The sequence below is a fragment of the Curtobacterium sp. NPDC090217 genome (genome assembly GCF_044746705.1).
In the GTDB taxonomy this organism is placed as follows: Bacteria; Actinomycetota; Actinomycetes; order Actinomycetales; family Microbacteriaceae; genus Curtobacterium.
In genome coordinates, this window is sequence record NZ_JBIVCR010000002.1 from 70226 (window position 1) to 82558 (window position 12333).

The 12333-nt window shown below is 71.9% G+C and carries 13 protein-coding genes; 2 read left to right on the forward strand and 11 right to left on the reverse strand.

Annotated features, from left to right (window positions below; genetic code table 11):
* Positions 1-69: 69 nt before the first annotated feature.
* From ACIPJ2_RS08015 to ACIPJ2_RS08025, 3 genes are read right to left on the reverse strand one after another with little or no spacing between them, the layout of a single operon-like run.
* Positions 70-666, reverse strand: a complete 597-nt coding sequence (locus ACIPJ2_RS08015; RefSeq protein WP_402728378.1) for a uracil-DNA glycosylase — start codon at positions 664-666, stop codon at positions 70-72.
* Complete coding sequence (locus tag ACIPJ2_RS08020) at positions 663-1865, reverse strand: glycosyltransferase (protein WP_281264109.1); 1203 nt, start codon at positions 1863-1865, stop codon at positions 663-665. Before ACIPJ2_RS08020 ends, ACIPJ2_RS08015 begins: the two co-directional genes overlap by 4 nt.
* On the reverse strand, positions 1862-2710 hold the full coding sequence (locus ACIPJ2_RS08025; RefSeq protein ID WP_402728379.1) for a DUF429 domain-containing protein: 849 nt from the start codon (positions 2708-2710) through the stop codon (positions 1862-1864). Before ACIPJ2_RS08025 ends, ACIPJ2_RS08020 begins: the two co-directional genes overlap by 4 nt.
* Before the next feature lie 89 nt (positions 2711-2799).
* Between ACIPJ2_RS08025 and ligD the strand changes: the two genes are divergently transcribed.
* Positions 2800-3819 (forward strand): non-homologous end-joining DNA ligase, encoded by a 1020-nt coding sequence (ligD, locus tag ACIPJ2_RS08030; RefSeq protein WP_402728380.1) that lies wholly within the window; start codon positions 2800-2802, stop codon positions 3817-3819.
* On the opposite strand, the gene ACIPJ2_RS08035 is transcribed toward ligD, so the two are convergent.
* From ACIPJ2_RS08035 to ACIPJ2_RS08045, 3 genes are all read right to left on the reverse strand, one after another.
* A complete protein-coding gene (locus ACIPJ2_RS08035) occupies positions 3816-3950 on the reverse strand; it encodes a hypothetical protein (protein ID WP_281264112.1) in 135 nt (44 codons plus the stop codon). The genes ligD and ACIPJ2_RS08035 overlap by 4 nt on opposite strands.
* On the reverse strand, positions 3947-4108 hold the full coding sequence (locus tag ACIPJ2_RS08040; RefSeq protein ID WP_281264113.1) for a hypothetical protein: 162 nt from the start codon (positions 4106-4108) through the stop codon (positions 3947-3949). Before ACIPJ2_RS08040 ends, ACIPJ2_RS08035 begins: the two co-directional genes overlap by 4 nt.
* Positions 4109-4227: 119 nt before the next feature.
* A complete protein-coding gene (locus ACIPJ2_RS08045) occupies positions 4228-5271 on the reverse strand; it encodes an ATP-dependent DNA ligase (protein ID WP_402728381.1) in 1044 nt (347 codons plus the stop codon).
* Positions 5272-5355: 84 nt separating this feature from the next.
* On the opposite strand from ACIPJ2_RS08045, the gene ACIPJ2_RS08050 reads away from it, so the two are divergent.
* Positions 5356-6396: an MBL fold metallo-hydrolase gene (locus tag ACIPJ2_RS08050; RefSeq protein WP_402728382.1), complete on the forward strand. Its 1041-nt coding sequence runs from the start codon at positions 5356-5358 to the stop codon at positions 6394-6396.
* A gap of 33 nt (positions 6397-6429) precedes the next feature.
* Here ACIPJ2_RS08050 and ACIPJ2_RS08055 read toward each other — a convergent pair whose 3' ends face one another.
* The 5 genes from ACIPJ2_RS08055 to ACIPJ2_RS08075 form a co-directional block, all read right to left on the reverse strand.
* Entirely contained in the window at positions 6430-7074 is a 645-nt protein-coding gene (locus ACIPJ2_RS08055; RefSeq protein ID WP_402728383.1) for an FMN-dependent NADH-azoreductase, read from the reverse strand.
* Between the two features lie 40 nt (positions 7075-7114).
* Positions 7115-7471, reverse strand: a complete 357-nt coding sequence (locus ACIPJ2_RS08060) for a VOC family protein (protein ID WP_281264117.1) — start codon at positions 7469-7471, stop codon at positions 7115-7117.
* Between the two features lie 251 nt (positions 7472-7722).
* On the reverse strand, positions 7723-9261 hold the full coding sequence (locus tag ACIPJ2_RS08065; RefSeq protein WP_402728384.1) for a hypothetical protein: 1539 nt from the start codon (positions 9259-9261) through the stop codon (positions 7723-7725).
* A 203-nt stretch (positions 9262-9464) separates the two neighbouring features.
* The gene (locus ACIPJ2_RS08070) at positions 9465-11219 is read right to left on the reverse strand and encodes a putative Ig domain-containing protein (protein ID WP_402728385.1); all 1755 of its coding nucleotides are present in this window, start codon (positions 11217-11219) and stop codon (positions 9465-9467) included.
* A gap of 166 nt (positions 11220-11385) precedes the next feature.
* Complete coding sequence (locus ACIPJ2_RS08075; protein WP_402728386.1) at positions 11386-12288, reverse strand: LysR family transcriptional regulator; 903 nt, start codon at positions 12286-12288, stop codon at positions 11386-11388.
* Between the last annotated feature and the right edge of the window lie 45 nt (positions 12289-12333).

Below are 12333 nucleotides of genomic sequence, written 5' to 3' on the forward strand. Positions count from 1 at the left end.
GCGTCTCGCGGGCAGGACGGTGTCTCGCGAGCAGGGAGCCCGGCAGGACGGCAGCCCACGGGCCGCCCGTCAGCGGTTCAGCGCCGCGAGCTGCTCCCTGAACTGCGTCGCGCCGCCCTGCGCCGGGTGCCGGACCGCGATCGCCTCGATGCCGGCGAGCGCGAGCGCCCCCTGGGCCTTCCGCCCGACGGCGATCACCCGCGATGCCCCGAGCGCCTCGATGAGCGCGAGCGCGACCGGCGCCCCGTCGCGGACCTCGGCCGGACGCGGCGTCCGGTTCGTCAGCCGGTCGGGTGCGACGAACGGGTGGTGCGGGAAGATCGCCCACGCGACGGGCAGTGGGCCATTCCAGCCCGCGAGTGCCGCGTGCACGACCCGCGAGGACGCCTCCCACGGGGCGGTCGGCTCCGGCGGCATCAGGTACGTTGGCCCGAGTTCGCGGACGCTCGTGAACGGCACCCCGGTGTTCGTCATGCCGCGCCACCCCGGGGCCTCGGCGACGAGCAACGTGTCCGCGCCGGTGCCGACGTCGGACAGGTACCGCGCCAGGTTCGCTCGGCGCAGTCGCCCCTCCGCGGTACGGACGTCGTAGAGCGCCTCGGCGTCGTCCGCCACCGGCACCGCGTCGAGCGCTGCCCAGAAGCCGTCGAGGTCCGATGCTGTCACGAGCGACCCAGCACCCGACGGTAGACGTGCTCGAGCCCCGCGGCCGAGCGTTCCCAGCTCAGGTGCTCCGCGTGTTCGCGCCCCGCTGCCGACAGCTCGGCAGCGTACGACGGCTCGGTCAGGATGCGCTCGATCTCCGCGGCCCAGACCTCCGGAGCACGGGACTCCAGCACGACGCCGGTCTCCCCGTCGACCACCGCCTCGCGGAGCCCACCGGCAGCGGCGGCCACGACGGGCACACCGGACGCGGATCCCTCGAGCGCGACGAGGCCGTACGTCTCCGAGTGCGACGGGACCAGCACGGCTGCCGCGCCACGGAACAGGAACGCCAGGTCGGCCCGTGACTGCGGTCCGATGAAGGTGACGCGGTCGGCGATGCCGTGCGCGGCCGCGAGCCGACGCAGTTCGGCGAGGTAGTCGCCCGCTTCGCTCGAGGAGTCCCCGGCGATGACGAGGGTGGGACGGGCCTCCTGGCTGATGCCGGCGATCGCCTCGATCGCCAGGTCCAGGCCCTTGAGCGGCTGGACGCGCGCCGCGGCGACCACGTACGGGACGTCGGCGCGGCGGGCGCCGGCGGCAGCCGGTCGGAACACCGAGCCATCGACGCCCGGGGGCACGATCCACAGGCGGCCGGGGTCCCCGCCGAGCCGGGTGCGGACGGTCTCGGCCTCGGACTCGCTGACGACGACGACCGCGTCGGACTCGCGTGCAAGCATCGCTTCGCCGGCCATGCGACCAGCGGACTCCGGCCGTTCGCCCTCGGACAGCGGGGTCGCGGAGTCGGCGGCGATCGAGTGGAAGGACTGCACGTGCGGGATGCCGCGGTCTCGGGCGACGGGCAGTGCGGCCGCGCCGGAGAACCAGTGGTGCGAGTGCAGCACGTCGAACGGCCCGAGCGCTGCGAGTCCGTGCCGGAACGGTTCGATGAACGCGTCGTGCTCGCCCTTCGGCACGGGTTCGGCCGGCCCGGCGGACAGGAACCGCAGGCAGACGCCGGGCACGAGCGACACGGAGTCCGGCTGCGCGGGGGCCGAGCGGCGGGTGATGATCTCGACGTGGTGGCCGCGGTCGGCGAGGGCCTCCGCCTGGTGCCGGACGACGACGTTCATGCCACCGACCTCGCCGGAACCCGGTTCGTCGCCGGGGGAGGTGTGCAGCGAGACGAGCCCGATGCGCAGCGGTTCGGTCGTCGTGCTCACGACTCCAACCCTAGCCGCGGGCCCCGTTGCGACTCTCGGGCTGGGGCCACGACCACCGGCTTCCTGCCCGCCTCGTCCACCGGGTCTGACGGGAGGCTCGGATCACCTCCCAGCACCTGCACCCGTTGGTCGCCGTGCCGGTCCCAGAACGCGGCCGTCCAGGCGCACAGCACGCCGTCGAGCAGGTCTTCCCGGTGCTTGTGCGTCGGGCCGTGCAGCACGGACGGGTCGGCGAGCGCAGCCGTCAGCGGGTGCGAGTCGAGGGCGAGTGGTGGGTCGAGCGGCGTCTCGCGAAGTCGTCGCACGAGGTCGTCGAACGCCTCGGCCCGCCTGGCCCTGGCCGTCGCGGGCGGGATCCTGGTGTCGAGGCGCTTGTACCGGGGGCGTTCGTCGTCGTAGCCGAGCTCTGCTACCCCCACGAGCGTCGTGTAGGGGTAGCACTCGAACAACACGGGCGTGGTCCGCGCGTGCATCCCTGCGGTGTCCGAGACGTACCCGACGTCGAGCGCGGTGAGCCGGTCGAGCAGCCGGGCGCCGGCGCTCGCCGCTGATGCGAGGTTCGTCGGGTTCGCGGCGACCTTCCACCGGCCGTAGCGCTGTCCGACCTGTCGCTCGGCCTCTCGGATGCCCGTCGGGTTCGTCACGACGAGCGACGCGTCCACGCCGATGAGGGTCCGAGGGCCGAGGTGTTCCACGACCCACGCGGTCACGGCCTCCACGCCACGGGCCCACCCGGCGTCGAGGACGTTCCCGTGCTCGTCGAGCGCCGCGAGCCCCGTCTCGTTCGCAGCACGCCGTTCGGTCCCGAGCCCCCACGCCAGGTCCACTCCGAGGTACGCGCTCACACGCCCATCCTCTCGCGCGCCGCTCCCTCGCGGGCGTGCGGGGTGTGGGCGTGGGAGTCGGTAGGCGCGGCCGGTGTAGGTTCCGCTGCATGGCGAGCGAAGCGACGACGCTGACCGTTCCGGGGCCCGACGGCGACCGGGAGGTCCGACTGACGAGCCCGTCGCGCGTGCTCTGGCCGGACGCCGGCGTCACGAAGCTCGACCTCGCGAACTACCTCGTCACCGTGGGAGACGCGTTCGTCCGGGCGAACGGGGACCGCCCGGTGTCGCTGCAGCGGTTCCCCGGTGGTGTGGACGGCGAGCAGTTCTTCTCGAAGAACCCGCCGAAGGGCGCGCCCGACTACGTCCGCTCCGTGACGGTGACGTACCCGAGCGGTCGGCAGCACCCGCAGCTCGTGCTCGACGAACCGGCCGTGGCGGTGTGGGCAGCACAGATGAACACCGTCGTGTTCCACCCGTGGGCGTCCAGGGCCTCGGACAGCGACCACCCGGACCAGCTCCGGATCGACCTCGACCCGCAGCCCGGCACCGACTTCCACGACACCGTCCGCGTCGCCGAGGAACTGCGGAGGGTCCTCGACGAGGTCGGGCTCACCGCGTGGATCAAGACGAGCGGGAACCGCGGGCTGCACGTCTTCGCACCGATCGTCCCCGAGTACGAGTTCCTGGACGTCCGGCACGCCGTGATCGCCGCGGCACGCGAACTCGAACGGCGGATGCCCGACCGGGTGACGACGGCGTGGTGGAAGGAGGAACGGGGGAGCCGGGTGTTCGTCGACTTCAACCAGGCGAACCGTGACCGCACGATGGCGGGTGCCTACAGTCCTCGGGCGTTGGCGCACGCCTCGGTCTCGGCACCGATCACGTGGGACGAACTCCCGGATGCGGACCCGACCGCGTTCACGGTGCTGACGATGCCCGACCGGCTGCGGGGAACAGGGGACCCGTGGGAGACGATGGGCGCGGAGTCGTCGTCGATCGCGCCACTGCTGGCGTGGTGGGAACGTGACCTGGAGGACGGTCTCGGTGAGCTGCCGTTCCCGCCCGACTTCCCGAAGATGCCCGGCGAGCCCCCGCGCGTCCAGCCGTCCCGGGCGAAGAAGGCCTAGAGCGCGGAGTCGTCCGGGAGCACGTCCTCGACGCGGGTCGTGTGCATCGGCAGCACGATCGTGGCGGAGTGCAACCGCGCCAGCTTGGACCACGTGGGGCGGTGTGCCTCGCTGATGCCGTCGACGATCATGCGCCGAGCCCCATCGTGACGAGTGCGAGCGCGGTGGCGGTCACGCCGGCGATGCCGCTGACGACTGCGCTGAGCTGCAGCATGCGCTGGTGACGTGCTTCGCGGACCTCGCTCAGCGGGCTGCGCTGGGTGTGTCGGACGAGAGTTGCGTTGCTCATGTCGGTCCGCTCCGATCCGTGGTGGCACCCTGGTCGGCTGCCGTGATCCGATCATTCCACGAAGTTACTAGTTTGGCTAACTAGTTCGGAGATCGGACATCACGAAGCGGCAACACCAGTCAGGACAGCACGTCGCGCAGGTCGTAGGCAGCGGGGACCTCGAGTTGCTCGAAGCCGCACGACCGGGCATCGCGGTCCGGCCGCCAGCGCTCGAACTGCACCGTGTGCCGGAACCGCGCGCCCTCCATCTGGTCGTACCGGACCTCCAGGACCCTTTCCGGCGACAGCCGGACGAAGGACGTGTCGCGACCCGACGAGAACCGCGACTTCTCCCCGTCACCGGTCACGGGCCTCCCGTCCGCGTCGCGGAGGACCACCGGGTCGAGCTCCTCGACCAGCGCGAGTCGGCGCTTGTCGGAGAAGGCGGACACGCCACCGACCTGCCGGAGCTCGCCGTCCTCCCCGTACAACCCGACCAACAGCGAACCGACCCCGCTCCCGCTCTTGTGCACGCGGTACCCGATCGCGACGACGTCCGCCGTCCGGTGGTGCTTGACCTTGAACATCGATCGTTTGCCGGGCTCGTAGGGCCGAGCCCGGGGCTTCGCGACGACGCCGTCGAGCCCGGCACCCTCGAACGTCGTCAGCCACTCGCGCGCCAGGTCCACGTCGAGGGTGGTCCGCGTCACGAACAGCGGGTCGGCGAGTTCGTCGGCCAGGGCCTCCAGCCGGGCACGCCGCTCGTCGAACGGCAGGTCCACGAGCTGCTCGCCGCCCGCAGCCAGCAGGTCGAAGGCCACGAACTGCGCGGGGGTCTCCGCACTGAGCTTCCGGATGCGGGACTCGGCCGGGTGGATGCGTTGGGACAGTGCTTCCCAGTCGAGCCGCTCGTGTCCGGGTTCGCCGGCGCGTAGCACGACCTCGCCGTCGAGGACCACCGGGTGGTCACGCCCGCCGAACTGGGTGCGGAACGCCTCGACCAACTCGGGGAAGTACCGGGTGAGTGGCTTCGCACCACGACTGCCGATCTCGACGTCGTCGCCGTCGATCGTCACGATGCCCCGGAACCCGTCCCACTTCGGTTCGTACCGGAGGCCGCCCGTCACACGGTCCGGTTCCGGTACCTCGGGGACGGCCTTGGCGAGCATCGGTGCGATCTCCATGGGTCATGTGTACGCGCTGTCGCGCACGCGGCCCGGAGGCTCGGGGCATCCGGGTGCACCGGTCCGGCTCGCTAGGGTGGCCGGGTGACGACCGTTCCGCCGGCTGCGCCGAGTCCGACGCCGATCAGTCCCGTGCAGGCCCGGGCGCTCGCCGAAGGGGTGCTGCCCCCGGTCGAGGAGGTCCGCCCCGGCCTCTGGACGCTCGCCGTCCCCTTCCGGTTCGGCGTGCCCGACGCCACGCTCGTGTACGTCGTCGAGGCCACGGACGGCTCCCTGGCGCTCATCGACCCCGGGTGGAGCGACGACGGCGCGCTCGACGTCCTGGACGCCGGGCTCCGGTCGATCGGCCGGTCGGTGCAGGACGTCGGACTGGTCGCCGTGACACACCTGCACGCCGATCATCTCGGCGCCGCGACCGCCGTCCGACGGATGTCCGGGGCGCCCATCGCGATGCACGCAGCCGAGGTCCGGGCACTCGACCACGAGCGCGACGACGCCGCAGCGCACGAGGCCGAGATCGCCACGTGGGGCGTCCCGCACGAGCTGCGCGACGGACTCACCGCAGCGTGGGGAGCGGGTCGGCACATCGGGCTCGGCGCGATCGAGCCGCCGTACGCCGACGTCCTGCTCGACGACGGGGACCTGCTGCCCATCGCCGGGCGGACGATCCGGTCGCTCTGGACGCCGGGGCACACCGCAGGGCACCTCTGCTTCCTCGACGAAGCCGACGGGCTGCTCTTCACGGGCGACCACGTGCTGCCGCGGATCAACTCCGGCATCGGGCTCGGCGGCCGCACCGACTCGAACCCGCTCGGGGACTACCTGGCGTCGTTGGCGAAGCTCGACCCGTACGCGGACCTCGAGGTGTGCCCGGGGCACGAGTACCGGTTCCGCGACGTGGTGTCCCGCGCGCAGACCCTCGTCCGGCACCGGGAAGAACGGAGTCGCCACGTCGCCGAGGCGCTCGACACGCTGGACGCCCCGACGCTGTTCGAGGTCGCGTCGCGCGTGCCGTTCAGTGGCGGCATCGAGTCGATGACGGGGTTCCTGCTCGCGAGCGCGCTGACGCAGACCGCGTTCCACGCCGACCTGCTCGGGCGGGGCGACGAGATCCGCCCCACCTGAGCCGGTCAGACGACCGTGGTCAGACGACCGTGGTCACACGACCGTGGTGGCGAGGCGCTCCAGCGTCGTCTTGGCGTCGTGGAACTCGGCGGCCGCGTGGTCGGCCAGCGGGGCGAGCGCCGGGAGCCGGTCCGCGAGCGTGGCGCTCACCGTGATCGGGTACTGACGCATCCCCAGGGCGGTCCCGAGGATGAGCTCCAGCACGGGCGAGCCGTGGTCCCAGTGCTCGGTCGGGGTACCGGCGTCGTAGGTCGCCCCGCGGCTGACGATCGTCACGACGGGCTTGCCGGCGAGGGGCTGTGCGTCCCCGTCGAACGCGGGCGCGAGGACCCCAGGCACGTGGATGCGATCGATCCAGGCCTTGAGCGACGACGGCACCGTGTAGTTGTAGAGCGGCGATCCGACCACGACGGCGTCGGCGTCGAGCAGCTCGTCGATGATCTCCTGGCGGAGCGCTTCGGCCTCGGGCGCGACGGACTCCTCGGCGGTGCGGTCGGCGGCTGCCCAGTGCAGTGCCGAGCTCTCCAGGTGCGGGAGCGGTGCCGTGTGCAGGTCCCGGTGCACCACGGTGTACTCCGGACCTCGGGCGCGCCACGCGTCCGCGAACGCAGCGGTCAGCGCACGGGAACGGGAGTGGGAGGGGTCGGCGGACGAGTCGATCTGGAGCAGCGTGGGCATGCCCCAACGCTATCGACGTCCGCCGTCCTCCGGCGGGCGATCAGGCAGTCGGCGGTGCGTAGAACTGCAGGTCGTTGCCCTCCGAGTCCTTGAACGGGGCGATACGACCCCACTCGTGGTCCGAGATGCCGCCCGTGAAGTCGACGCCCGCGTCGCTCAGCCGCTCGACCTCGGCATCGATGGTGCCGTCCGGCTGGAAGGTGATCACCGCGCCGCCGTCGACGGAGCCGGAGGCGTCCTCGCGGCCGTTCAGCCCGATCATCAGGCCGTTCGCGTCGATCTCCGACCAGTCGGCGTCCTGGCTCGTCACGGTGAGACCGAGGGCGTCCCGGTAGAAGGCCACCGCCCGGTCCATGTCGGTCACCGGTACCCACACTGCTGCGACTCCGCTTGCCATGTGCACTCCTCGGGTCATGGGTGGGCCGAGGCCCGCCCGCTCGGGGCCTCCCGCATCCGCGGCGACCCGTTCCGAGTGTGCGCTGCCGCACCGGTGTGTCCTCACGGCTCCGGCGCTGGTCGCGGCCACAGGACGGACGGGAGGCTCCTACCGGACTCCGGCAGGAGCCTCCCGTCCGGACCGTGGAACGCGACAGCGCCGGTCGGCCTGGACGGTCGACCGGCGCTGTGCAGATCAGCGCTGGGTGCGGATCAGCGCTGGGTGCGGCGACGCAGCGCGCGCAGGCCGACCAGGCCGGCACCGGCGGCGAGCATCGCGAGCGCCCACGGCAGGGCGCCGGTGGCGTCCGAGCCGGTGTAGGCGAGCTGGCCCTTGGCCGTCGTCGGCGTGACCGCTGCGACCGGGGCCGTCACCACGGTCGGGTTCACCGTGACGGGGAAGGAGACGGAGAGCCCGTCCTCGGCGACCGTCAGCACGTGGGTGGACGCGTGCGGGAAGGTGACCTTGGTCGAGAACGAGTCGTCGTCCCAGGCGATCTGGTCGTCTGCGTGGTCGCTCGTCACGGTCGCCATCGGGAAGTTGCCGTCGTCGTCGAACTCGACCGTGCTGTTGCCGAACTCGTCAACGGGGGAGCCGTCCACCCACAGCGAGCCGCCCTGCTGCACGGTCGGCTGTCCACCGTCGGTGATGGTCGGCTCGGCGTCCAGGTCGGCCGGGAAGGAGATCGTGGTGATCGCCCCGTTCGGCTCGATGATCCACGAGTTGGTCGGGTGGACGCCGTCGAACGCGTCCTGGGCCGAGGTGTCGGTCGCGGAGGCCATGACGCCCACCGCAGCACCCGGGTCGACGACGACCTCGACGTACTGCGTCGCGGTCGAGGTGCCGTTCGAGGCGACGACCGTGAAGTCGAAGGTGCTCGCGGCCGTGACCTCGCCGCGCAGTGTCGCGGTCGCAGCATCGAAGACCGTGTCGTACGGCAGGTAGGACTCGGGCTGGTCGTCCGGGTCGGTCGGGTCCGAGCTGTCCGGGTCGGTGTAGCCGATGGCGTAGGTGACGTCGCCGCTGCCCTTCGACACGGCGAAGGTCTCGTCGAGCGTGTCGCCCGCCGTGACCTCGATCCTGCGCGGAGCGTCGGCGGTCGTCTTCGTGTCGTACGCGACGTCCTCGGTGACGACGTCGGTCTCAGCGGTCGCGGTGTTCCCGTTCCCGTCGGTGACCAGGACGGAGATCCGCTTGCCGAGGTCGGCGGTCGTCACCGCGTAGGTCGGCGTGATCTCCGCGACGGTCTGCCCGCCGTCGGTCGACCAGGCGTACTGGTAGGTGCCGCTCAGTTCTGGGGCGTCGACGCGGAGGGTGGTGCCGACCTTGGCGTCGCCGACGATCTTCGCGTCGGAGGCCACGGCGAGCTTCGGCGAGACCGCCGAGTCCGTGGCGGTCGACGATGTGGTCGGGGCCTGCTTGCCCGCCGAGTCGGTCTTGTCCGTCGTGGTCGAGGCACCCGGGTCCGTCGACGGCACGGGGTCGGTCGACACCGGGGTCGTGGGCTCGGCGCCGGGCTCGTCGGTGCCTGACTCGTCGGCGGAGGGCGTCGTCGGCGTCTCCGATGAAGCGGGCGTGGTGTCGGTGTTCGTCTGCGCGTTCGGGTCGACGGGCGCGGAGACGGCGGGCGCCGAGTCGTCGGCGTACGCGGCGGTCGCGGTGACCATGCCGAGGCCGGTGGTCAGGCCGATGAGTGCGATCGTGGTGCCGACGGCGCAGGCGCGTCGGACACCGGAGGTGCTGCGGTGCACGGGTTCCCCCAGTGTTCGGGTCCGGACGGGTGCCGGATCGTAAGAATCCGCCGAGAATCTCAGGCGTGCTCGGATCGTACTGATAAGCGCGCACCCGCAGGAACACGGCTGTCCGGAATGTGACCCGGGTTGGGGGTTCGCGGCGGATCACGACGCGGATGGGGGCGGGCCCGATCGGACCCGCCCCCGTTCGACGTGCGCGATCAGGCGCGGCGGCGGCGAACCCGGTGCACGAGCAGGGCTGCGCCGGCTCCGAGGAGGCCGAGGGCCCACGTCAGCGGCCTGGTCGTGTCGGCTCCCGTGTACGCGAGCCCTCCCGATGCGGATGCGACCGGCAGGACCGTGACCGCGAAGGAGGTGCTCACACCCGCACTCCTCACCGTCAGGGTGTGGGTCGAGGCGTGCGGGAAGGCGACCTGCACGCTGAGCCCGTTCGTCGAGACACGGTCGGACCCGATGTCACTCGTGACCGTCGGGAAGACCCAGTCCTCCGCCGGGACCTCGAGCGCGCTCGTGTAGTTGCCGAACCGGTCGACCGGGGCCGCCTTCAGCAGCAGCGCGCCGCCCTGCCGGACGGTCGGACCGTCGCCGGTGGACCGCTCGGGGTCGCGCTGCGCTCCGTTCGGGTACCAGAGCGCCGATACCGACCCGTCCGGTTCGATGGTCCACGATCGCTGCTCGGCGTCACCCGCGAGGTCCGCGAAGACGCGGAGCGCGGCGGCCGCAGCGGGACCGACGTGCAGGCCGACGAACGTGACCGCGCGCTCGTCGCCGGACGTCGCGACGACCTGGAAGGAGAAGTGGTTCACGTCGGTGCTCGTCCCGCGCAGCACACCAGTCGTGGGATCGAGCGCATACCCGTCGGGGAGCGGGACGGCGTCCGACTGCACGAGCTCGTAGCGGACCGGCTCGGTGCCGCCTGTCGCGGTGAACGTGTGGGCGAACGGCTCGCCGGCGGTCGACTCGAGCTCGAGTGGTGCGTCTTCGGTGGCGCCTTCCCCGAACTGCAGCGGCGTGCCGTTCGGGTCGGGCTCGACGACGAGGATCAGCCGTTCGGACAGTCCGCCGTTCGGGTGGCGCGGGGTGGACACGTGGATCCAGATGTCGCCGGGGACGAAGGTCGACGAGAGTGTTCCGGAGAGGACACCGTCGCGGGACAGGGTCACGCCGGCGGGCAGCACGCTCGGGTCCGGCATGCCCTGGATCTGGCCGTTCGCGAAGAACTCCAGATCGGGGTTCGATGCGGGTGAGAGCGGGATCGAGAACGGTTCGCCGACGGTGACCCGCACGGTGCGGTCGCCGTAGGTGAACTGCAGGTCGTCGGGCAGGGTGACGACCGGAGCGCTCGGAGCGCTCGTGACCGTCGTCGGTGCCATCCCGGGCGCGGTGCCGGTCACCGTGACGTCCAGCGTCCCGTCACGTTGTTCCGGGTCCACGATGTAGGTGCGGTCGGTGCCCGGGTTGCGGTCCGAGAGGACCGGGTGGTGGAAGTGCCACTCGTAGGTGAAGGTCGTGCCCTCGGGCCATCCGGCCGTGTCGGCGGTGAGGGTCTGCCACGCGCGCGGCGTCCCCGTGATCGTGACCGTTCCGGCCGGGGTCGCAGCGTCCGCGCTCGCCTCCGGTGCAGCGGCCGCGAGCGGGCGCGGTGTGGCGGACTCGGCTGGAGCGGCCGGTGCTGCTGGTGTTGCCGGTGCTGCCGGTGGTGGCGGCGCGGTCTCGGTCGGCGGCATGGGTGTCGGTGTCGACGTCGCCTCGGGTGTCGGCGTGTCCGTCGGCGTCGGCGTCGGCGTCGGTGTCGACGTCGCGATCGGCGCCTGCTCGGCGGTCGCGGCGTCCCCGGTCTCGGCTGCGGACGCGGCGGTCGCGCCGATGCCCATCGCGGCGGAGCCCACCAGCATCGCGACGGTGGTGCCGACGGCCGCGTACCTGCGGACCTTCGACGTGGAGTGTGTGGTCATCAATTCCCCCCAGAGGAACGAGTCGGTCGAGGCGGTCCGGAGTGGCCGCTCAGCAGTGAGCGTAGGGTGAGCGGGCGCTCAGGAACCGCCTCGTTCGATCACGATCCGGCAACGGAAAAAGTTCCGCAAACCTTGTCATGATCGGGGATTTTCCGACATGGAGCGCTCAGGAACGCGGGGCGGCTGCTGCCCGTTCGAGGGCCTCGCGGAACGCCGAGACCGCCGGGGAGTCGGCGCTCGCGATGCGCTGCGCCGTGAAGAGCGTGCGACGTGCCGGATCGGGCAGCTCGAGCAACCGACAGCTCGTGGACCGACCGGCCCAGACGAGGTCGGGCATGAGTGCGACGGCGTTCCCGGACTCGATGAGCCGGATCTGGGCCTGCAGGTCGGCGGTTTCGTAGCGGACGTCGGGTTCGAAGCCCGCGCGGCGGCAGGTCTGCTCGGCGAAGTGCCGTGATGCGGCCCCTCGTGGTTCCATGACCCACGGCAGCTCGGCGGCCTCGGCGAGGGACGACACCGGCCAGAGGGCCGTGTCCTCCGGCGGGAGTGCGAGCCGCACGGGGTCGGTCGTCAGGTCGCGACTGTCGAGCCCGGGGAAGCGCGGGGCAGCGTGCGCCGGGTACTGCTCGGCGACGACCATGTCGAAGTCCCGCGCCCAGGTCTCGCCGAGCGCCGTCTCCGGTTCGCGCTGCACCATCTCGACGCGGACGTCGGGGTGCTCGACCGCCATGGTCCGGAGCGCGCTCGGCATCAGGGCGAGCGCCGCCGACTGGAACACCGCCACCCGGATGCGTCCCTGCACCGTGGTCAGCGTCGACTCGACCGACGCCTGGGCACGCTCCAGGGTGTCGAGGACGTCGCTCGCCGCGGCCACGAGGACCTCCGCCTGCGGGGTGAGCTGCAGCCGCCGTCCTGCCTTGCGGAGGAGCTGGACGCCGGCTTCCCGTTCGAGGACCGCGAGCTGCTGCGACACCGCCGACGGGGTGAAGTTCAGCGCCTCGGCGACGGCAGCGACGGTGCCCCGGATGGAGAGTTCTCGGAGGAGGACGAGACGGCGGACGTCGAGCATGCAGAAAGGATAGGTGAACTGAACGGATCCGATCAGAAAGAGTTG